Origin of the sequence: Streptomyces sp. NBC_00045 (genome assembly GCF_045041095.1) — a bacterium.
In the GTDB taxonomy this organism is placed as follows: domain Bacteria; phylum Actinomycetota; class Actinomycetes; order Streptomycetales; family Streptomycetaceae; genus Streptomyces.
Window position 1 is genome coordinate 6,069,450 of the sequence record NZ_CP108271.1, and the last position, 19,905, is coordinate 6,089,354.

The 19,905-nt window shown below is 71.8% G+C and carries 19 protein-coding genes; 16 read left to right on the forward strand and 3 right to left on the reverse strand.

Features of this window, described 5'->3' with window-relative positions; translation table 11 throughout:
- Positions 1–38: 38 nt before the first annotated feature.
- The 7 genes from OHA65_RS28345 to OHA65_RS28375 all read left to right on the forward strand — a co-directional run bounded on the left by OHA65_RS28345 (position 39) and on the right by OHA65_RS28375 (position 7,039).
- A complete protein-coding gene (locus OHA65_RS28345) occupies positions 39–386 on the forward strand; it encodes a helix-turn-helix domain-containing protein (protein WP_327279006.1) in 348 nt (115 codons plus the stop codon).
- Positions 387–478: 92 nt separating this feature from the next.
- The gene (locus OHA65_RS28350) at positions 479–1,324 is read left to right on the forward strand and encodes an aldo/keto reductase (RefSeq protein WP_328764050.1); all 846 of its coding nucleotides are present in this window, start codon (positions 479–481) and stop codon (positions 1,322–1,324) included.
- Positions 1,321–1,863, forward strand: a complete 543-nt coding sequence (locus tag OHA65_RS28355) for a hypothetical protein (RefSeq protein ID WP_327279008.1) — start codon at positions 1,321–1,323, stop codon at positions 1,861–1,863. The genes OHA65_RS28350 and OHA65_RS28355 overlap by 4 nt, the downstream gene beginning before the upstream one ends.
- The gene (locus tag OHA65_RS28360) at positions 1,860–2,351 is read left to right on the forward strand and encodes a hypothetical protein (RefSeq protein ID WP_327279009.1); all 492 of its coding nucleotides are present in this window, start codon (positions 1,860–1,862) and stop codon (positions 2,349–2,351) included. Before OHA65_RS28355 ends, OHA65_RS28360 begins: the two co-directional genes overlap by 4 nt.
- A gap of 6 nt (positions 2,352–2,357) precedes the next feature.
- Positions 2,358–3,302, forward strand: coding sequence for an MAB_1171c family putative transporter (locus OHA65_RS28365; RefSeq protein WP_327279010.1), 945 nt, complete (start codon positions 2,358–2,360; stop codon positions 3,300–3,302).
- 312 nt (positions 3,303–3,614) lie between these two features.
- Positions 3,615–4,493 (forward strand): class I SAM-dependent methyltransferase, encoded by an 879-nt coding sequence (locus OHA65_RS28370; protein ID WP_405757133.1) that lies wholly within the window; start codon positions 3,615–3,617, stop codon positions 4,491–4,493.
- A gap of 44 nt (positions 4,494–4,537) precedes the next feature.
- A complete protein-coding gene (locus OHA65_RS28375; protein WP_405762652.1) occupies positions 4,538–7,039 on the forward strand; it encodes a LuxR C-terminal-related transcriptional regulator in 2,502 nt (833 codons plus the stop codon).
- A gap of 131 nt (positions 7,040–7,170) precedes the next feature.
- On the opposite strand, the gene OHA65_RS28380 is transcribed toward OHA65_RS28375, so the two are convergent.
- Both OHA65_RS28380 and OHA65_RS28385 read right to left on the reverse strand, forming a co-directional pair.
- Complete coding sequence (locus OHA65_RS28380) at positions 7,171–7,467, reverse strand: phosphopantetheine-binding protein (RefSeq protein ID WP_327279013.1); 297 nt, start codon at positions 7,465–7,467, stop codon at positions 7,171–7,173.
- A 105-nt stretch (positions 7,468–7,572) separates the two neighbouring features.
- The gene (locus OHA65_RS28385) at positions 7,573–8,604 is read right to left on the reverse strand and encodes a ketoacyl-ACP synthase III family protein (protein ID WP_328764052.1); all 1,032 of its coding nucleotides are present in this window, start codon (positions 8,602–8,604) and stop codon (positions 7,573–7,575) included.
- A 777-nt stretch (positions 8,605–9,381) separates the two neighbouring features.
- Here OHA65_RS28385 and OHA65_RS28390 point away from each other — a divergent pair.
- The 9 genes from OHA65_RS28390 (at position 9,382) to OHA65_RS28430 (ending at position 19,439) form a co-directional block, all read left to right on the forward strand.
- Positions 9,382–10,086, forward strand: a complete 705-nt coding sequence (locus OHA65_RS28390; protein WP_327279015.1) for a response regulator transcription factor — start codon at positions 9,382–9,384, stop codon at positions 10,084–10,086.
- 397 nt (positions 10,087–10,483) lie between these two features.
- Complete coding sequence (locus tag OHA65_RS28395) at positions 10,484–10,981, forward strand: PhzA/PhzB family protein (RefSeq protein ID WP_327279016.1); 498 nt, start codon at positions 10,484–10,486, stop codon at positions 10,979–10,981.
- 32 nt (positions 10,982–11,013) lie between these two features.
- Complete coding sequence (locus OHA65_RS28400; protein ID WP_327279017.1) at positions 11,014–12,189, forward strand: 3-deoxy-7-phosphoheptulonate synthase; 1,176 nt, start codon at positions 11,014–11,016, stop codon at positions 12,187–12,189.
- Between the two features lie 60 nt (positions 12,190–12,249).
- Positions 12,250–12,873: an isochorismatase family protein gene (locus OHA65_RS28405; protein WP_327279018.1), complete on the forward strand. Its 624-nt coding sequence runs from the start codon at positions 12,250–12,252 to the stop codon at positions 12,871–12,873.
- On the forward strand, positions 12,870–14,753 hold the full coding sequence (locus OHA65_RS28410; RefSeq protein ID WP_327279019.1) for an anthranilate synthase family protein: 1,884 nt from the start codon (positions 12,870–12,872) through the stop codon (positions 14,751–14,753). The genes OHA65_RS28405 and OHA65_RS28410 overlap by 4 nt, the downstream gene beginning before the upstream one ends.
- The gene (locus OHA65_RS28415) at positions 14,750–15,613 is read left to right on the forward strand and encodes a PhzF family phenazine biosynthesis isomerase (RefSeq protein ID WP_327279020.1); all 864 of its coding nucleotides are present in this window, start codon (positions 14,750–14,752) and stop codon (positions 15,611–15,613) included. The genes OHA65_RS28410 and OHA65_RS28415 overlap by 4 nt, the downstream gene beginning before the upstream one ends.
- A 49-nt stretch (positions 15,614–15,662) precedes the next feature.
- Positions 15,663–16,310: a phenazine biosynthesis FMN-dependent oxidase PhzG gene (gene phzG / locus OHA65_RS28420; protein WP_327279021.1), complete on the forward strand. Its 648-nt coding sequence runs from the start codon at positions 15,663–15,665 to the stop codon at positions 16,308–16,310.
- 91 nt (positions 16,311–16,401) lie between these two features.
- Positions 16,402–18,024 (forward strand): amino acid adenylation domain-containing protein, encoded by a 1,623-nt coding sequence (locus tag OHA65_RS28425; protein ID WP_405762655.1) that lies wholly within the window; start codon positions 16,402–16,404, stop codon positions 18,022–18,024.
- Between the two features lie 29 nt (positions 18,025–18,053).
- On the forward strand, positions 18,054–19,439 hold the full coding sequence (locus OHA65_RS28430) for an FAD-binding oxidoreductase (RefSeq protein WP_327279023.1): 1,386 nt from the start codon (positions 18,054–18,056) through the stop codon (positions 19,437–19,439).
- A 75-nt stretch (positions 19,440–19,514) separates the two neighbouring features.
- Here OHA65_RS28430 and OHA65_RS28435 read toward each other — a convergent pair whose 3' ends face one another.
- On the reverse strand, positions 19,515–19,883 hold the full coding sequence (locus tag OHA65_RS28435; RefSeq protein WP_329314797.1) for a hypothetical protein: 369 nt from the start codon (positions 19,881–19,883) through the stop codon (positions 19,515–19,517).
- Positions 19,884–19,905: the final 22 nt, after the last annotated feature.

The following is a 19,905-nucleotide window of genomic DNA, read 5'->3' on the forward strand; positions in this document are numbered from 1 at the left end:
GCTCGGCCCTGGTGCCCACCACACGAAGAAGGTCGCCCATGCGCAGCCCGCTCTACCACCCCGAACGGTCCGAGGTCTCCCTGGACCGGGTGCTGCACGCGCTCAGCGATCCCATCCGCCGGGACATCGCACGCGTGATGTTCCTGGAGGGCTCCCGCTCCTGCGGCCAGCTCGTCTACCCGATCGCCAAGTCGACGCTCTCGCACCACCTGAAGGTGCTGCGCGAGTCCGGTGTCATGCACACCGAGGTCCGGGGCACGACCCGCATCATCACCCTGCGCCGCGACGACCTCGACGCCCGGTTCCCCGGGCTCCTCGACGCCACGCAGATCACCAGCCCCGCGCCGGACGCCGAACCGGTCGGCGCGGGCACGGACTCCGCCTGAGGGGACCTCCCCGGCCCCCGCTCACGATCCCCTCGGGCCTCGACATCCGGCGCGACCCCCTGCGCCGGCCTCTTGCAGTGAAGGGATCACCGATGACCTCGACCGTGCCCCGGCGCGTGGCCCGCAAGGCCGGCGTCGACCTCCCGGTGCTCGGACTCGGCACGTGGCGGACGATCGACCGGGTCGGCCCGGACCGACTGGCCGGCCTGCTGGCGGCCGCCCGCACGGTCGGCGCCCGACTGGTGGACACCGCCCCGGTCTACTCCGACGCGGAACCCCGACTCGCGGAACTGCTCCGTGACGACCCGTCGTTCTTCGTCGCCACGAAGATCTGGGACACCGAACCGGAGGCGGTCGAGGCCGTCTTCGCCCGCCAGCTCGCCGGCTACGCACGCTCCTCCATCGACCTCCTCCAAGTGCACAACCTCAACGGATGGCATGCCAACCTGGCCTGGCTGGACCGGCAGAAGGCGGCCGGGCGGGTCCGTTTCACCGGCGTCACCTACCAGTTCGACCATGCCTTCGGTACGGGTGGCAGCCGAGCCGACCTCGCCCACGTCCTCGCCACCGACCTGGTGGACTTCGTCCAGGTCAACCTGAACGCGGCGGAGCCCACCCTGGCCGAGGACGTCCTCCCGGCCGCCGCCGAGGCCGGCATCGGCGTGGTCGTGATGCGACCGTTCGGCGAAGGCGCTCTGCTGGCAGCGCCGCCGCCCGCCGCCTTCCTGCGCGAACTGGGCTGCACGAGCTGGCCCGAGGCCCTGCTGCGCTGGGTGCTCGCGCACCCCCAGGTCACCACCGTGCTGACGGCGACCTCCCGGCCGGAGCACTTCCTCGCCAACGCAGCAGCCGTCCGCTCGGGTCCGTTGGGCCCGGCGGAAGCGTCCGCCGTGGCCGACCACGCCCGGTCGGCCCTGGGGGCGAGGTCCGGGCGATGAGCACGAAGCGAACAGACGGCGAACGGAGCGGCACCTTGGCCGGGCACGGCGCCGGTGAGAGCCTCACCGGCCGGATCAACCACCTCTTTTCGGTAGCCGGATCCCGGGACCATCGAGGCCGGTGGCAAACCTTCGGCACCGGCGAGGTCGCCGACCTGATCAGCCGTTCCGAGGGCCGCTACGGGGTCCGGCTCTCCCGCAGCTACCTGGCGATGCTCCGGTCCGGGCGCTACACCAATCCCTCGATCGCCGTGGTGATGGCGCTGGTCCGGTTCGTCAACGACCATCTCGCCGAGGGTCATCCGGAGATCACCGTCGACTGGCTCACGTCCGGCGCCACCGCGGCCGCCCCCGGCCCCGGCGTCGACCCGGGCGCACCGGCCGCCGACTCCACGGCCCTCGGGGCCGACATGGCCGGCGCGCTCGGCGCGCTCGCGGACCGGCAGGTGCAGCACATCGCCCTGCGTGCCGGGCGCATGACGCCCGAGCTCCGGGACCGGCTCATCGCGATCCTCGACACGATGGAGGGGACCTCGTGACCACCGGCCGGCTCAGCACCATGCGCGACTGCCGCAGGTACGTCCGCTCCCTGCGGCTCGATCCGTATTCCTCCGCCCACGAGCTGTGCGACCAGATCGGCTCGGCGCGCGGCCGGCCCATCCGGGTGATCGAGGCGCGCCTGCCGGTCCCGGGCCCCATGGGGGTCTGGGTCTGCCGGACCGACGACGACGTGGTGATCGTTCAGGACCTGGCCGTCGGGGCCCACCGCGACCACATCGTGCTGCACGAACTCGCCCACATCCTCTGCGAGCACGAGGGGGATCGGTACCGACACGACGAGCCGGCGCTGTCCGCGCTCGACGGCGTCCCCGAAGGGGGCGCCGTGGTCCGGTTCCGCTCGGTCCACGACTCGGCGGTCGAGCGCGAGGCGGAACTGCTGGCCGCCGCGTTCGCCGAGTTCGCGATCGACGACCGGGCCGAGGCACGCGTGGCCTGGGACGTACAGCGGTACTTCGGCGGGGCCTGAGCCATCGTGATCACCCGGCTCCAGTCCCTGCTGTCCGCGTTCCTGTGCCTGTCCCTGCTCGCCAAGATGGTGGCGCTGCGCGTGGGCTCCCGGCCGACCCCGCAGGCTCCGCTCCTGCTGACCGCGTTGGGCAGCTTCACCCTCGCCGCACTCGTGGGCATCCCCGCCGTCCGCGCGCGGATCCCGTTCGCGACCGAGCCCGGGGTCGCCTCGATCATCATGGACACCGGCGTATCGGTGAGCCTGGCCCTGCTGGCGACCTACTTGTGGACGCCCCTGGGGCGCGCGGGCTCGGTTCCCTGGTGGCGAGGACGGCTCTTCCTGACCGCGTGGGCGGTGAGCGGGCTGCTCGCCGTCTTGATGGCATCGACTCCGGCGGCCCTGCGCACCGACCCGCTGCAGAACCAGTACACCGGGGACTGGCGGATCGTCGGCGTCTACGTGATCGGGAACCTGTTCTTCCTGGTGTGCTCCGGAGCCGCGGCGATCGCCTGCGCCCGGATCGTCCGGATGGTGCGCGGCCACATCGCCGTCGGGGTCGCGGTGGGGGCCGTCGGCATGGTTGCCTACGCGGTCACCTGCGTGAACCGGCTGCTCCTGGTGGCCGGTCAACCGCTGCTGGAGGGCGACTGGTTCACCTGGTACAGCGTGCTGAACTTCGTCTTCACCGAGGCCGCGGTCCTGGCCAGTGTGCTCGGCCTGCACTTCACCGCCGTCTGGCGGGTCATCGTGGGCTGCCGGCGGATGTTCGACGACCTCCGGGTCTTCCTCCGCCTCGGGCCGGCGTGGCGGCGGCTGACCGCGCTCCACCCGGACGTGGTGCTGCCCTGGGAACCCGGACCCCGCGGCCTACGGGACCGGCTGGACCTCTCGTACCGCAGGTACCGGCGGGAGATCGAGTGCCAGGACGCCCTGCTGCTGACCGGACCCGAACCGGCAGGGCGGCTTTGACCGATGCCGGCCTGACGCGTCGTGCACGGGTGCGCAGGCGGTGGGCGGCGGTGGGCGGCGGCGCCCGGGCCGGGGCCGGGGGGTGGGTGCGGGGCGGTTCGTTTGGGCCGGGCAGGCCGGGGGTTCCCCGACCTGCCCGGCCGTTGTGATTAAGGGCCGATAAATTCTGGACGGGGGTGGGTGGCATAACGGTTGGTGATGGGGGAGAGTGTGGCTCGCTATTGGACGCGTTGGCCGGATCGTGTTGATATTGGCCAACAAATGCGGTGGGTGGCCAGGGTGGTGGCCCTTTGAATTTTCGGGAGACTTGCAATGGGAACCGTTGAGAACACCGAAGAGATGTACAACCTCTTCAACAAGACGGCCAGGGCTTATGACCAGAGCGGCGTGGAGTTCTTCCGGCCCATCGGGCGTCGGCTCGTCGAGTTCTCGGGGATTTCCGCCGGGGCGTCCGTGCTGGACGTCGGCGCCGGTCGCGGTGCCGCGCTGTTCCCGGCCGCCGCGGTGGTCGGCAAGAGCGGCGAGGTCGTCGGTATCGACATCTCCGAGGAGATGGTCAAGTACGCGCAGGAGGACGCGGAGGAGCTCGGCCTGAAGCAGGTCAGCATGCAGGTCATGAACGGCCAGAAGCCCGAGTTCGAGGCCGGCCGGTTCGATGCGGTGATCGGCAGCTGCAGCCTCTTCATCTGGGTCAAGGGTGCCGATGACGTGCGCCCGTACCTGGAGCTGCTGCGCGAGGGCGGGCGGTTCGCGACGGCCGCGCCGTCGTTCTTCTCCACCGCGCGCGGCAAGTGGGCGCTCTTCCCGGAGGTCGTCAACGAGCTGCTGATGCCGTACATGCTGCAGTCGCTGAAGCAGAGCGGCGCGTACGACTCCCAGTTCGCCAACGCCGGTGCGAACTGGCTGATCACCGCGGAGTCGATCGAGAACACCCTCACGGAGGCCGGGTTCACCGACGTCGAGGTGATCGAGGAGGAGCTGCCGGTCGTCGTGAATTCGGGCGAGCAGTGGGTCGAATTCACGTACACCACCGGAATGCGCGGAATGTGGGAGCGCATCGAGGAGAACGAGCGCCGCGAAGTCATCGCCGAGGTTTCCCGGCGACTGGACACCCTGCGTGACGAGAACGGGGTCATCTCCGTTCCCGTTCCGATCGTCTACATGCGCGCTTCCGCTCCGAAGGCCGTCTGAGACCGGCCCTCGGGGAATTCGTTCGGCATTGCAGCGGGGGAGAAGTGGCAGCAGTGGTCGAAGGTGACTGGCCCCTCTCCGCGAGGGAGGCGGAACTCGCGGAGATCAAGGAGTGGGCGGCGGCGGGCGTCGGCGCACTCATGGTGGGCGAGCAGGGGGTGGGCAAGACCACCCTCCTGAACGCCGCGCTGCGGCAGGCCGAGCGCGGCGGGGCCCGCGTGGTGCGCGGGGACGCCGTGCGCGACCACCTGTACGGAGGGGCGCAGCCACACGCTGCGCGCCGCCGGGTCGCCGTGGCGCTCGACGACGTGCACCTGGCCGACCCGGTGACGCTGGGGCTGGTGTGCCGGCTCGCGGACAGCGGTCAGGCGCTGCTGCTGGCCACCGCCCAGCCCGGCGCCGCCCTGCCCAACGGGCTGCGACGCCTGCTGATCGGCAAACGCGTACGGCGGCTCGCCGTGGACGCCCTCGACCGTTCGGGCGCCGTACGGATGCTCACCGCCCGCCTCGGCGGGCCGGTGGCCGTCGCCACCGCGGAGCGCTTCTGGGACCTCAGCCTCGGGAACGCCCTGATCCTGCGCGAACTGGCGGACCAGGCCCTCGCCGAGGGCACGCTGCGCCAGGTGCGCGGCCGGTGGCAGTGGCCCGGCCTGCCGGCCGCGCCCGACAGCCGGCTGGTCGACCTGGTGGACCTGCTCCTCGGCGACCTCGACCCGGACGAGCGCGAGCTGGTGAACATGCTGGCGCTCGCCGGGCCGCTGGAGGCCGGTCTGCCGGTCGTCGACGCACGGGGAGAGGCGGCGGAGTCGCTGAACCGCCGTGGCGTCCTCGTCGCGGAGCGCTCCCGGTTCCGGCTCTCGCTGCGGCTCGCGCACCCCCTCTGCGCGGCCGTGGTCGAGGCGACCCTGCCGGAGCTGACGGTGCGTCGTCTGCGGCAGGAGATCGCCGACGCGATCAAGGCCACCGGGGCCCGCCGGCCCGACGACGCCGCCCGGATCGTCAGCCTCGGGCTGGGGGCGGGGCCGCTGCCCGATCCCGTGCAGGTGGGGCGGGCGGCCGTCGGTGCGCTGCGCGGCGAGGACCACCGGCTCGCGGAGCGGCTCTGCCGCGCCGCGATCGCCGCCGGTGCCACCACGGCCGACGGCGGCATCGCCGTGACCCTCGGGCAGGCCCTGGCCGGCCAGTCACGTCACGTCGAGGCCGAGGCCTGCTTCGCACGGGCGCCGCACTCCGCCGCCGTACTGCGCCCGAGGGCCCTCAACATGGGACTGGGCCTGGGCCGGCTGGCCGAGGCGGAAGCCGTCGCCGCGACCGACCGCGCAACGCGGGCCGTCGTACGGCTGCTCAAGGACCGGATCGGGGAGGCGCGGCAGCTGGCCGAAACGGCGCCGGGCACGGAACCCCTGCTCGCCCTGCTCCACCACCAGGCGGGCGATGACGGGGCCGCCCTGGCGGTGCTGTCCGCGGCCCGACCGACCCTGGCCGGCCGGGACGAGGCGGCACGCTGTGAGTACCTCTACGTCACCGGGTGCATCACCGCGCACGCCAGGGGCCTGACCGAGGCCGGGGCGGTGCTGGCGGAGCTGCGCGAGCAGGCCGGCGACGGCGGCCCGCGCACGCGTGCGTACGCCCGTCTGCTGGAGGCGCGCATCCTGCGCGCCGCGGGTCGTACGGTCGAGGCGGTCGAGCTGCTGCGGCAGGCGGCCGCGTACGGCGGGACCACCGACTGGCTCAGCACGCGCTCCGTGCGCCTGGCCCGACTCGCCGGTGCGGTGGCCGAGTCGGGCGACGCGCTGGAGGCCGCCTCGCTGCTGGCGGAGGCCCGGGAAGCCCAGCGGGACGAGTGCGCGTACCCGCTGATGGCGGATGCGGTGGAGCTGGAGGGCGCGCTGGTGACGGCGGGACTCGGCGACCGCGCGGCCGCGGCCGGCCAGGCCTTCGAGGTCGCCGAACGGGCGCTGGCCGCCGGCCGGCCCGCCCAGGCGCTCTCCGCGCTGCACCTGGCGGCCCGGGCGGGTGCGGCGCCCCGGGCCGCGGCGGTCGCGGAGGCCGCGGCGCTCCCCGTGCGGATGGCGGACGACGTCGTACTGCGGCACGTCCTGGCGCTCGCGGAAGGCGACGGCGAGGCCCTGGACGGGGTCTCCCGGCGGTTCGACGACCTGGGGCTGCTGCCGCTCGCGGCGGAGGCCGCCGCGCAGGCCGTGCGGGCTCACCAGGCGTCCGGCGACCGCCGCGGGGCCCGGGTCGCGCAGGCGATGAGCGCGGAGCTGGTCTCCCGGTGCGGCGCGGAGCCGCCGGTGTGGGCCGTACCCGTCGATCCCCGGGATCCGGGCGCCCGTACGGAACTGACGGCCCGGGAGCGGGAGGTCGTGACCCTCGCGGTCTCCCAGCTGTCCAACCAGGAGATCGCCGACCGGCTCGTGCTGTCCGTACGCACCGTGGAGAACCATCTCTACCGGGCGTACGGGAAGTTGGGCGTCACCGCGAGGACGGAGCTGGCTCCCGTCCTGGGCATGGGAACCGTCCAGGTCAGACGCATCGCCTGAGCAGAGAGCGACGAGAGGTGCGGGAGGGCTGGAGGCAAGGGCCGGGCACGGCGGGCCCGTTGCGCAGCCGATGGCGAGTCGGGCGGGCCGGTGTACGACATCCGGCCCGCCCGCCGTCGTACCGGAGCCGGTCAGGCGCCGGCCTCGGCCAGTTCCTGCGTGATCCGCTCGTTCCAGGCGGCGAACGTCGGGGTGCCGGTCAACTCTCCGAAGGCCACGGCCAGGCCCGCGCGGCGCCACTTGGTGACCAGCCGCATCATCTCCAGGGACCCGAGGCCCAGGTGGATGAGGTTGGCGTGGTCCTCTACCTCGGACGGGCTGATGCCGATCAGTTCGGCCAGCGCCGCGCGCAGGTCCTCGCCCGTGAGGGGGGCGGCAGCCGCGACGCTCTGCTGGCGGGTGGTGTCGGGCATGGTGCTGTCGGTCATGGTGGTGTGTCGTCCTTTCCGGCCTGATGGAGTGGGGCACGGGGCGTGGATCGCCCGCGGGTACGGGGCCACCGGCCGACGGCCGGCGGCCCCGTACCCGGTGGGTCACTCGGCGGGTTCGGCGACGATCTCCAGGATCGCCACGCCGGCCTCGAAGCCGGGGCTGCCGGTGAAGAGCAGCACCTTGTCGCCCGGACCGACCTGGCGGGTGCTCCACAGGTGCTCCAGGCCGATGAAGACGTCGGCGGCGCTGATGTGGCCGACCTTGCTGGTGTGCTCCCAGATGCCGCTGTCGAGGGTGAAGCCGATCGGGTCGAGGAACTGGTCGCGCAGCGCGTCGAGCGTGGCGCTCGGGTGGCAGACCCGCTTGATGTCGGCGGCGGTGATGCCGGCGTCGGTCAGGGCCTCGTCGAGGGCCTTCTGCAGGACCTCGCCCGGGTGCTCCATGGGGGGAGTGTTGCCCTTGGCCCACTCCTCCATCCAGAACTTGACGCGGGCCTCGTAGTCCAGCTCCCTGCCGACGGTCACGGCCGGCGGGAAGATCGGCTCGCTGCCGCGGTGCAGCGCCTCCATCCCGGGGGCGGAGTACGTGCCGATGGACAGCAGTTTGGCGATGCCGCCGGTGCGCGAGACGACCGCGGCGGCGGCGCCGTCACCGAAGATGGAAAGACGGGACGTGGTCCAGCGGTTGATCAGCGGAGTGGAGTAATTGTCCGCCGCGGTGAGAAGGACCGCCGACTTGCGCGGGTCGCAGGCGAGCCGGTGCGCAGAAATCGCGAGGGAGGAAAGCATTCCCTGGCAGCCCTGCTTGACTTCCAGTGCCGTGATCGGCGTGTTCAGGGTGTTGGTGAGAACGTAATGGGCCGGGGACCAGCCGTCGGGGCCCTGGTGATAGGCGGAGCTGTGGAACAGTGCGCCGAATTCCTCGGCCGCAATACCCGAACGTGAAATTGCCTCCTTGGCGGCCAGTACGGCCATTTCAGGAGCGGACAGTGAATCGGAGATCGCGACCGACTCCAGTCCCGAAGCCTCTCGGACGTCCGCTCCGTACCAGCCGGACTCCACGGCCTGCTCCGTCGTCACGAGGCCCGGCACGAAGGTGCCGAGGCTCGACAGGTAGACGTCGTCAAACTTCATCGCGGTTCCCTTCCGACGCCCATCGATCGGATGTGGCGTGGCCTGATGTGTGCTCTGTTGTGCCCAAGACCATCACGGCGGGCGGCCCGGCGCGTGAGTACCGGCTACTCAGATCGCGTTCGGGGGGCGGGGATCTACGCAGCCGAGGGGCACGGGTCCGGTCCCGGGGGTGTCGGAGCGCACCGCTCCGCAGCCCTGGCGCGGTTGGCTGGAAATCGCCGATCGTGGCGACGCGGGGCCAGGTGGGGGCAGGGGGGCGCAGCTGCCTCGGGGTCGATTCGCGCCATGTCCGCAGGCGTCGGCGGCCGTGCCGGACGGCGAATCCGTCGTCGGTTGGCATTGGTTTTATGGGGGCTTAAGCATCTGGCCATCATTTTGACGAGGCATCAGCTAACGGTGTGTAGGATGACTCGGTCTAGACGTTGCGACCCGCTGTGCGGGGTGCATCGCCCGGACGGGCCCGATCGAGATGGGCCGGTGGAGAAGGCAATGCCCGGAATTCCAGGCCTTCCCGCCCTTTGGGGTGGGGTCATCAAGTCCTGCCGTATTCCGGTTTGTTTACGGGGGAGAGTGTGTACGTGGCATGTGATCGTCTAGGCGTGCACGGTATTCGTGCACTCGGACAGGGCCTGGAAGGATTTTCGTGTACGCGCGCCCCCATGGGTGCTCGGTCCGCCGTGCGGACCGAAAAAGGGGGAGAGTGTGGTCGTCCGTTCTGACCTGATGGTTCGTCATCTGCCGGCGGTTGCCGGTACGGGGAGGGCAGGCTGGACTGAAATGGAAGTATCAATTCCGCGGCAGTCGGCGACGCGTGGCGCGCCGACCGTTTGGCGCATCCTCGTGGTGGAGAACAACGACGAGGATGCCGAGCCCCTGATGAGGGGGCTACAGCGGTACGGGCATCACGTGGAACGGGTATCCGGCGGAATTCCGGCGCTCGACGCGTACGACGGTGTGGACCTGGTCCTGCTGGACCTCGAACTGCCCGATCTGGACGGTCTGGAGGTCTGCCGGCAGATCCGCGCCGCGGGGGACACGGCGGTCATCGCCGTGACCGCGCGGGGCGCGGAACTCGACCGGGTCCTCGGCCTGCAGGCCGGTGCCGACGACTACCTCGTCAAGCCGTACGGTTTTCAGGAGTTGTTGGCGCGCATGGAGGCCGTCATGCGGCGCGTTCAGATGTCGACCGCGGACCCGTCGTTGATCGTCCGCGGCCCGCTGTGCATCGACGCGGCGGCCCGCCAGGTGAGCCTGGACGGTCGCCGGGTGGAGGTCACCCGCAAGGAGTTCGACCTCCTGTACCTATTGGCGGTCCAGCCCGACAACGTCGTCTCCCGCAAAGCGATCATGCAGGCCGTCTGGGGCGACGTCTGGTCCCGGCGCACCATCGACACGCACATCAGCAGCCTGAGGGGCAAGCTCGGCAGCAGCGACTGGATCCGCAACGTGCGCGGCGTCGGCTTCCAGCTCGGCTGCGCCTGAGTCGACTCCCCTCGAACGCCGCGGCGGTCGCCATCGCCGGAAGGTAGTGCGGAAGGGGCCCTGAAGGGGCCCAGGAGAGACCTCGAAGCGGCCCCCGGGACACCGTCCCGGGGGCCGCTTCGCGTATCCGCTCGCACACGTCAACACCATTGCAGCACCTACGAGTTGACACTTCTCTGACGAAACTCGATAGCCGCTTGAGGAACCTGCACGGAGCCTGACGTCGAGTTGAGTGTTTGTTCCTTGAACGGACCCGGGCCGCCCGGCAAGATCGGTGATGCCCGCCCAGCGTGCCCGACCGCACCCTCCCCCGGCCCGGTCGACCGGCCCAGGCGCCTTCTTCTCCTCCCCCCCCACCAGGGACATCAACAGCCAGCGCACGATTTGGAGTTCATCCATGTCTGAATCCGCTCAGGGCACCGCCTCCACCGTCTCCACCGACGAAGCCGAGCTCCGCAGAATCAACCGCGCGACGGTGGAGACGTACATGGCGGCCCTCGGCGAGGCCCGCCTGGAGCGCCACCTGCTCTTCACGGAGGACGGCGTCGGCGGTCTGTGGACCACCGACACCGGTGCCCCGATCGCCATCCGCGGCCGGGACCGGCTCGGCGAGCACGCGGTGTGGTCGCTGAAGACCTTCCCGGACTGGGAGTGGTACAACGTCCAGATCTTCGAGACCCAGGACCCCAACCGCTTCTGGGTGGAGTGCGACGGCCGAGGCAAGATCCTCTTCGCGGACTACCCCGAGGGCCACTACGAGAACCACTTCCTGCACTCGTTCGAGCTGGAAAACGGCCGGATCAAGCTGCAGCGGGAGTTCATGAACCCCTTCGAGCAGCTGCGCTCCCTGGGCATTCCCGTCCCCGAGATCAAGCGCGCCGGCATACCCACGTGACCGGCAGCAGCCCCGCCGCATAGGAGGATCCTGTGGACGAAGTCCTGCGCGACATCCGCATCCGCAAGGCACTGCAGCAGCCCGACTGGCCGGACCGGGGGCAGGTCGAGCGGGTGGGGGACACGCTGGCGACCGGACCGGCGCTCGTCCGGGCCCACGACGTCCGGGCGCTGCGCGCCGCGCTCGCCCGGGTCGTGGCCGGCGAGGCCGTGGTCGTCCAGGCCGGCGACTGCGCCGAGGACCCCGGCGAGTGCACCGCAACGGACGTGTCCCGCAAGGCGGCGCTCCTGGACCTGCTCGCCGGGACGCTGCGCATGACCGCGCACAAGCCCGTCATCCGGGTCGGCCGCATCGCGGGCCAGTTCGCCAAGCCCCGCTCCAGCGCCACCGAGTCGGTGGCCGGCACCTCGCTCCCCACCTTCCGGGGCCACATGGTCAACGGGCCCGAACCGGACCCCGAAGCCAGGCGCCCCGACCCGCTGCGCATGCTCACCTGTCACATGGCGGCGGACGAGATCATGAAGCACCTGGGCTGGCAGGCGGACGCGCCGCTGCGCGACCCGCTCGGCCCGCCGGTGTGGACCAGCCACGAGGCGCTGCTACTCGACTACGAGATCCCCATGCTGCGCACGGACGAGGACGGCAGGCTGTTCCTCGGCTCCACGCACTGGCCCTGGATCGGCGAGCGCACCCGGCAGCTGGACGGCGCGCACGTGGCGCTGCTCGCCGAGGTGAGCAACCCGGTGGGCTGCAAGGTGGGACCCACGATGGACCCCGCGGAGCTGGTGGCCCTGTGCCAGCGCCTCGACCCCGAGCGCACGCCCGGACGGCTGACACTCATCTCCCGGATGGGCGCCGAGGTGATCTCGGAGCGGCTGCCGGCGCTGGTCAAGGCCGTACGCGAGGCCGGTCACCCGGTCATCTGGCTCACCGACCCCATGCACGGCAACACCGTCACCGCGCCGGACGGCAACAAGACCCGCCACGTCGAGACGGTCTCGCGCGAGGTGCGGCGCTTCCAGGAGGCCGTCACCGGCGCCGGGGGCGTGTGCGGCGGGCTGCACCTGGAGACCACGCCCCAAGACGTCACCGAGTGCGTCTCGTGCCAGGCGGACCTCGACCGCGTCAGCGACAAGTACACGTCGTTCTGCGATCCGCGGCTCAATCCGCAGCAGGCCGTCGCCGTCGTGTCCACCTGGAACGTCTGACACCAGACGCGTCCCACCCCGCTCCCTCCGAGTCAGGCATTGGAAGGCTGGAAGGCAGAAATGGCCGGAATTCCCCCCATCGAGCCCTATGTGTTGCCGACGGCGGGCGACCTGCCCGCCAACACCGCCCAGTGGACCCCTGATCCCGACCGTGCCGTGCTGCTGGTCCACGACATGCAGCGCTTCTTCCTGGCACCCTTCCCGGACAGCATCCGCGACCCGCTGGTGAGCAACGCGGCGGCGCTGCGCGACCGCGCCGCCGCGCTCGGCGTCCCCGTCGCGTACACCGCCCAGCCCGGCAGCATGACCGAGCAGGAGCGCGGTCTGCTGGTCGATTTCTGGGGTCCCGGCATGCGCAAGGACCTCGCGGACCGCGCCGTCACCGACGCCCTGGCCCCCCGGGCCGGCGACTGGGAGCTGACCAAGTGGCGCTACAGCGCCTTCCACGACTCGCCCCTCCTGGAGCGGATGCGGGAGGCCGGCCGCGATCAGCTGATCCTCTGCGGCGTGTACGCCCACATCGGCGTCCTGATGACGGCGGTCGAGGCCTTCACGCACGACATCCAGCCCTTCCTCGTCGCCGACGCCGTCGCCGACTTCAACGAGAGCCACCACCGCATGGCGCTCGACTACGCGGCCGGGCGCTGCGCGATGGTGGTCCCGGCCAAGGAGGTCTTCGCATGACCGGCGCGACCGGGGACCTGCTCGACCACGTACTGACCGGCCGTGCCGGGGCTTTCGCCCTGCTGTACCGGCCGGAGGCCGGCGGGCCGGGCGTCCTCGACGTCCTCGTCGGCGATGTCACGACGCCCGCGACGCTCGCGGACGTCCCGCTGCCGCAGGCCCCGGCCGGGCCGACCGGCGCGCACCACGAGGTCCTCGCGGTCGTGCCGTACCGGCAGATCACCGAGCGGGGCTTCACGGCGACCGACGACGGCGCGCCCCTGGTCGCGCTGAGCGTGACCGGGCAGGAGCGGATCCCCCTCGCGGACGCGCTGCGCCGCATCCCACAGGTGCCGACCGAGTTGGCCGGCGCCCGCTTCGACGTGGACGACGAGACCTACCAGGAGATCGTCCGCAAGGTCGTCGACGACGTGATCGGTGCGGGCGAGGGGGCCAACTTCGTCATCAAGCGGTCCTTCCTCGCCACCATCACCGACTACCGGCCGGACAGCGCTCTGGCGTTCTTCTCCCGGCTCGTGCAGCGCGAGGTCGGCGCGTACTGGACGTTCCTGATCCACACGGGGGAGCGCACGCTCGTCGGCGCCTCCCCCGAGCGGCACGTAAGCCTCGACGCCGGCACGGCCGTGATGAACCCGATCAGCGGCACCTACCGCTATCCGGCGACCGGCCCCACCCTGCCCGAGGTCATGGACTTCCTCGCCGACCGCAAGGAGGCCGACGAGCTGTACATGGTCGTCGACGAGGAACTCAAGATGATGGCCCGGATCTGCGAAGGGGGCGGCCGGGTCAAGGGCCCCTACCTCAAGGAGATGACCCGCCTCGCGCACACCGAGTACTTCATCGAGGGCCGCACCGCGCACGACGTGCGCGACATCCTGCGCGAGACCATGTTCGCCCCGACGGTGACCGGCTCGCCGCTGGAGAGCGCCTGCCGGATCATCGAGGCGTACGAGCCCACGGGCCGCGGCTACTACAGCGGCGTCGCGGCCCTCGTGGGGCGCGACGAGCACGGCGACCGCGCGATGGACTCGGCGATCCTCATCCGCACCGCGGACATCGACCCGACCGGCCGGGTCGAGATCGGCGTCGGCGCCACACTGGTGCGTCACTCCGACCCCGCACGCGAGGCCGCCGAGACCCGGGTCAAGGCGTCCGGGCTGGTCGGCGCGCTGGAGGCCGGTGGGACCAGGGGGTTCGCCGGCCACCCCGAGGTGCGGGCCGCCCTGGAGCGGCGCAACGAGTCCATCGCCGGGTTCTGGCTGTGCGAGACCGGGGACCGGCCGCGGGCGCACACCGGGCTCGCCGGCCGTCGCGTCCTGGTCGTCGACGCGGAGGACACCTTCACGGCCATGATCGCCGGCCAGCTGCGCGCCCTGGGCCTGGAGGTCACCGTGCGCCGGTTCGACGAGGAGTACGCCTTCGAGGACCACGACCTCGTCGTGATGGGGCCGGGGCCGGGCGACCCCGGCGACACGGCCCACCCCCGCATCGCCCACCTCCACACCGCCGTACGCGCCCTGCTCGCCGAACGCAGGCCCTTCGTCGCGGTCTGCCTGAGCCACCAGGTGCTCAGCCTCGCGCTCGGCCTTGAGGTGTCCCGGCTGCCCGCCCCCAACCAGGGGCTGCAGAAGGAGATCGACTACTTCGGCGCCGTCGAACGGGTGGGCTTCTACAACGCGTTCGCCGCCGTAAGCGAGGGCGACAAGCACGAGGTGGAGGGCGTCGGCGTGGTCGAGGTCAGCCGGAACCCGGCGACGGGGGAGGTGTACGGACTGCGGGGCCCGCACTTCATGACCATGCAGTTCCACGCCGAGTCCGTGCTCACCCAGAACGGCCCGCGCATCCTCGCCGGTGCCCTCCAGAGCGTGTTCAACCCATGATGAAAGAGCAGCAGGAGATCTCGATGCACCCCTACGTGGTTGTCGACGCCTTCGCGACCGAAGTGCTCAAGGGCAACCCGGTCGCCGTCTACTTCGACGCGGACGACCTGACCGGCCCTGAGATGCAGGCCATCGCCAAGGAGATGAACCTCTCCGAGACGACCTTCGTCCTCACGCCCCAGCAGGGCGGCGACGCACACATCCGGATCTTCACCCCGGTCAACGAACTGCCCTTCGCGGGCCACCCGTTGCTCGGCGCGGCCATCGCGATCGGCAACCGGGGCCCGCTGGACCAGCTCAAGCTGGAGACGGCCGAGGGGATCATCCCCTTCGAGCTGGTCCGCACGGACGGCGTGGTCACCGCCGCCTGGATGCAGCAGCCCGTACCGGAGTGGGAGCCCTTCGACCGGCGCGAGGAACTGCTGGCCGCCCTCGGTGTCCAGGACCCCGCCCTGCCGGTGGACATCTACCGCAACGGTCCCCGCCACGTCCTGATCGGCCTGAACAGCGTGGCGGAGCTGTCGGCGCTGCGACCCGACCACCGGGCCCTGTGCGCCTTCGAGGACATGGCGGCCAACTGCTTCGCCGGCTCCGGCACGCAGTGGCGCAGCCGCATGTTCTCGCCCGCGTACGGGGTCGTCGAGGACGCGGCCACCGGCTCCGCGGCCGGGCCCATCGCGATCCACCTGGCCCGGCACGGCCTGATCGAGTACGGGCAGCGCATCGTCATCACGCAGGGCGTCGAGATGGGCCGGCCCTCCCCGATGCACGCCCTCGCCGAGGGCAGTGGCGAGCAGGCCACCCGGGTCGAGGTCGGCGGCGACGGCGTCATCGCGCTCGAAGGGGCGCTGCGCCTGTGACGCGGCCCGCAGGCAGTCCATCCCCCGTAGCGCCACTCCGGAGAGACGCATGAGCAGCACCAGGTCGGAAAGCATGACGGGGAGCGTCAAGGTCTCCTTCCCCGAGTACGGGCAGCCGCCCGCCGAACCGGTGGGCCTGCTGCGTGCGTGGCTCGCCGACGCCGCCCGCACCGCGGTCCGCGAGCCGCGGGCCCTGGCGCTGGCCACCGCCGACGAGACCGGTCGGCCCTCGACCCGGATCGTGGTGATCAACCAGGTGACGGACACCGGGTTCGTGTTCATCACCCACGAGGGCAGCCGCAAGGGGCGCGAACTGGCGACCAACCCGTGGGCGTCGGGCCTGCTGTACTGGCGGGAGACCAGCCAGCAGATCGTCGTCGACGGACCCGTCGTGAAGCTGTCCGACGCGGAGGCTGAAGCCATGTGGCACGCCCGGCCCGTGTTCACCCACGCCATGACGACCGCCTCCCGCCAGAGCGAGCCGGCGGGTGGCCTCGACGAGGTCGAGGCGCTGCGCGAGCGGGCCCTGGAGCTGGGCGGGACGGGGCGGCCGCTGCCCTGCCCGGAGGGCTTCGCCGCCTACGAACTCCGGTACGCAAGCGTGGAGTTCTGGGCCAACGGCACGGACCGGCTGCACGAGCGGCTGCGGTACGACCGCGACGGCGAGGGCTGGCGCGTCGGGCGCCTCCAGCCGTGAACCGGTCCGGGCGTTGACCCCGAAGGTCCCGTCGACCCCGCCGGTCCCGTCGAACCCTGTCGAACCCATCGAAGCGGAACGCGAGTACACCATGCAGTCAGCCGCCCCCCTCCTCCACTCCGGATTCCAGGCCTCGGCCCGGCGCGTCCCGGAGAACCCCGCGCTGTCCCTGCGCGGGCAGACCTGGACCTACCGGGAACTGGACGGCATCGCCCGCCGCTGGGCCGCGGCGCTCGCGCAGCACGCGACGCGGCCGAAGCGCGTGGCCATCCTCGGCCACCGCAGCATCGTCACCTACGCGGGATTCCTGGCCGCCCTGTACGCGGGGGCGACCGTGGTGCCGCTGAACAAGAAGTACCCCGTCGCCCGCAACCGCGACGTCCTGGAGCGCGCCGAGGTCGACGTCGTACTGGCCGACGCGGGCTCCCTCGCCCAGCTCGGCCCGCTCCTCGACGGTCTGGCCGACGCCCCGTCGGGCGCCCCGTTGGTGGTGCTGCCGGAGACCGAAGAGGCGCCCGGGAACCTCCCCGCGGCGGTGCGGGTGCTCACCCGCGCCGACGTCGAGGCCTGCGCCCCGCAGGCCGAGCCGGTGGCGGTCGCTCCCGGGGACGGCGCGTACCTGCTCTTCACCTCCGGCACCACGGGTCTGCCCAAGGGCGTGCCGATCTCGCACGCCAACGCGGCCGCGTTCCTGTCCGCCAACACCGAGCGGTACGGCTTCTCGGAGTACGACCGGTTCACCAACACCTTCGACCAGACCTTCGACTTGTCGGTCTTCGACCTGTTCATGGCTTGGGGGAGCGGTGGCTGCCTGGTCCCGATGGACACCTACGACCTGATGACGCCGCTGGAGTTCGTCCGCGCCAACGACATCACCGTCTGGTTCTCGGTGCCGTCGGTGGCGGTGCTCCAGCACCGCCGCGGCGCGCTGGATCCGGACAGCCTGCCGTCGCTGCGCTGGAGCCTGTTCTGCGGAGAGGCGCTGCCCGCGGCCACCGCCCAGGCCTGGCAGGAGGCGGCGTCCGCGTCCGTGGTGGAGAACCTGTACGGGCCGACCGAGGCGACCATCGCCTGCCTGGTGCACCGTTGGGACCCGAAGACCTCGCCGGCCGGCGTCGTCAACGGCGTCGTCTCGATCGGCTCCCCCTACCCGGGGATGGCCGCCGCCGTGCTCGCGGAGGACGGCAGCCCGGTGCCGGGCGGCGAGACCGGCGAGCTCTGCCTCTCCGGGCACCAGGTCTTCGAGGGATACCTGAACGCGCCCGAGCAGACCGACGGCGCCTTCCACACCACCCCGTCGGCGTACGGCCCCGACCACCGCTGGTACCGCACCGGTGACCTCGTACGCCGCCTGGACAGCGGCGAGTACGGCTACGTGGGCCGACTGGACACCCAGGTCAAGATCCTCGGTCACCGGATCGAGACGGGCGAGGTGGAGGCGCACCTGCTGCGGCAGGAGCGCATCGACCAGGCCGTCGTCGTCGCGGTCCCGGGAGACGAGGAGGGCGTGACGGTACTCGCAGGCATCCTGGCGGGCGTCGGGCTCGACGTCTACGACGTGGACGAGGAGCTGCGCCGGACGCTGCCCCCGTACATGATCCCGCTGACCTACCACCTGCTGGACGCCTTCCCGCTGAACGACAACGGCAAGGTCGACCGCAAGACGCTGCGCATGCAGGTCGTCTCCGGGGAGCTGGAGCCCGTCCTCCTGTGAGCGCGTCGCAACAGAAAGGAACACCGCAGATGAACGAGGCCGGTCCGATCGCCGCCCTGCGCGACCGCGTGCGAGGTGAGGTGCTGCTGCCGGGCGACGACGCCTTCGCCGCCCGGTGCGCGGGCTTCCAGACCGCTTACCGGCACCGGCCCTCCGTGCTGGTCCGCGCGACCGACCCCGAGGACGTGGTGGCCGCCGTACGGTACGCCGCCGCCGAAGGCCTGCCGGTGGCGGTCCAGGCGACCGGGCACGGCCTCGCGGTCGCCACCGACGGGGGCGTGCTCATCAACACCGCCGGCCTGTCGGAGGTCACGATCGACGCCCCGGCCCGCACGGCGCGGATCGGCGCCGGCGCGCGCTTCGCCGCCGTGGTCGACGCGGCGGCCCGCTACGGCCTGGCCCCGCTCAACGGCTCCGCGCCCGGCGTGGGCGCGGTCGGGTACGTCCTGGGCGGCGGACTCGGGCTGTTGGCGAGGGAGTTCGGCTACGCCGCCGACCGGGTGCGGTCGATCGACGTCGTCACCGCCGACGGCCGGCTGCGCCGGGTCACCGCGGACAGCGATCCCGAGCTGTTCTGGGCGCTGCGCGGGGCCGGCGCGAACTTCGGCGTGGTCACCGGGATGGAGATCGACCTGGTCCCGGTCAGCCGGCTGTACGGCGGTGAGCTGGTCTTCGACCTCGCCCGCACCCCGGACCTGCTCGCCGAATACCTGCGCTGGACCGAGGACCTCCCGGACGAGCTGACCTCTTCGGTGTCGCTGCTCGCCTACCCGGACCTGCCGTTCTTCCCGGCCCTCGTGCGCGGCCGGTACGCGGCCCACGTGCGCATCGCGTACACCGGGGACTCCCGCACGGGCGAGCGGCTGGTCGCCCCGCTGCGGGCGCTCGGGCCCCGGCTGTCCGACACCGTCGCGGAGATGCCGTACACCGAGTGCGGTGCGATCTACAACGATCCGCCGCAGCCGCACGCCTACCAGGGCGACAACGTCCTGCTGCGCGCCTTCGGTCCGCAACAGGCCGCCGAAGTGACCGAATTGGTCGGGCCCGGCTCGCCCGTCCCGTGCGTGCTCGACGTACGCCACCTGGGCGGGGCGCTCGGCCGGCCGGCCGGGGTGCCCAACGCGGTGGGACACCGCTCGGCCCGCTACCTCCTACGGGTGCTCATGCCGCTGATGGGCGCGACGCCGGACGAGGCGCGCACGGCCGGAGAGAAGGTGCTCGGGGCGCTCGCCGCCGAGTCCGTCGGCGGCCGGTTCCAGAGCCTGGTGTACGGAGGGTGCGCGCAGGGCGCTCCGGACGCGCCGGCCACGGATTTCTGGGAGCCGGCCGACCACCGCCGGCTGGCCGTGCTGAAGGCCGAGATCGACCCGGCCAATACGTTCCGCTGCAATCGCAATATCGAGCCGGCGGCCTGAGCGGAGCGGCTGCCGAAGAATTCCCTTTCATGCGAAGCGGCGCCCGGATTCCCGGAGCGCCGCTTCGCCGTGCTCTCATTTCCCGGCGAATTCCTCGAAGTCCACGGGTACGAGGCCGTCCAGGGCCGGGCCGAGACCGCCCAGGGAACGCAGGGAATGCACTCCCTCGGCCGTCGCCTCCACGTCGAACCAGGCCCGGAAGTCCACCGGATGCCCGATGAGTTCGGCCGGGCTGCGGGGCAACACCGCAGCTCGGGCGGCATCTTCCGACTCCCACAGCAGGAGGGCGCCCCAGCGGCCCGTGGGCGGGTCCGACAGCCAGATCTTCAGGAGCAGACCGGGAATGCCCGTCCAGTGCTCCGACTCCTTCCGGATGAAATCCCGGAGCGTTCCCGCGGTCTGCTGCGAATCCGTGAGGTCCCACCACGCGATCATTGCCTTCATGACGCCAGTCTATGGGGCCGGG